Source organism: Staphylococcus sp. GDY8P85P (assembly GCF_017892405.1).
Taxonomy (GTDB): domain Bacteria; phylum Bacillota; class Bacilli; order Staphylococcales; family Staphylococcaceae; genus Staphylococcus; species Staphylococcus borealis.
Window position 1 is genome coordinate 1 of sequence record NZ_JAESLA010000037.1, and the last position, 1,452, is coordinate 1,452.

Below are 1,452 nucleotides of genomic sequence, written 5' to 3' on the forward strand. Positions count from 1 at the left end.
CTAATTTGGGGCAATTTGATAATCGTACATTTTCTGGTTCGTTAATATAAATTTAATTGTTTTTAATAATCGATTTATACATGCGATGACGGCAGTATTATGAGGTTTCTAATTAGGCTGCTTTCTTAGTTTGTAATAATAATCGACAATATGATTATCATAATGATGTTGTCCCCTTAGAATATTCATAACCACCCAAAATAAAAGTTTTCTCGCTTTTTTATTACCACGCTTGTTGATTGTATCTCTACTGTGTGTCCCACCTGATTGATATCGTTTGATATCAATACCTACATAAGCATTGAGTTGTTTATTTGATTTAAAGCGTGTAATATCACCAATTTCTCCAATTATCATAGCTGCACTCAGCTTACCAATACCAGGTGTCGAAAGGATACTTTCAAAACAATCAAGTTGTTGTGCTAATTGAATCATGTCCTTATCTAATTGCTTAAGACGCTGTATAGATGATTTTAATTGTTGGATAAGTAAGCGTCCTTTTTCAACTAGAAACGAATGTCTATCGACATTGGGGTAACTTTCTGAAGCAATATTTACTAATTGATGTGCATAATTTTTGGCTTTGCCCGTTGATAGACCTTTGTCTGTAGAATCCAATATATGTGTAATAAGTGTGTCTTCATCTAAATCAATAACCATATCTGGATGCGTAAAAATTTCTGCGATATTGAGTGCAATAATTGAATATCGATTACTAAATAATTTTTCTAAACCAGGAAATGTTTGATGTAATAGTTCAACAATCTCAACCTTAAGACGATTTTGGTCATTATCAATTTCTAGATGAAAACGAGCACGTTCTCTTAATTCAAAGAATATTGAATCATGTGTAGTAGAGTTGTCCATTTGTCCTAGATTCGGCGCTAATTGAGCCAATTTGTGAGCGTCAGCCTGATCTGTTTTCCAAGATCTTAAAGAACTAGTTCTAAATTTGGCTTCTAATGGATTCATTTCAATATACTTCACATGGTTAACCTGACAAAATTGAACTATACCTCTTGAATACACACCGGTAGATTCAAATATAAGTTGAGGTTGATCAAGTTTTTTTAAGTATTTAAGTAACTGATTATAACCATTTTTATTATTCTGAATTGTAAATTCCTTTTGGAATTTATCTTCAAAATAATGTGCGATGACGCTCGTTCTTTTACTAATATCAATGCCTAAATAATCCACGAAATTCCTCCTTAATTGTTTTGAGAAGCTGAAACTTTACTTAACCTTTCTCATTTCACTTTCCTCTACACGGCTTCAAGAGCCCAACATACTACAAACGAATTTCAAAAGGCGAGAGTAAAGCTGACTAGTTTTTTAATACGGATTTAAAATCCAAGGGAGCGCACAGTCTACTTCTCTCTACAACTATAAAAAATAGCTGTGAAAAAATCTATCGTCATAGATTTCTTCACAGCTAATCTTAGTATGTTT

1 pseudogene is annotated in these 1,452 nt (G+C 32.4%); it reads right to left on the reverse strand.

The features are described from left to right. Positions 1-1,200, reverse strand: a pseudogene (locus KA828_RS08340) (IS110 family RNA-guided transposase). Between the last annotated feature and the right edge of the window lie 252 nt (positions 1,201-1,452).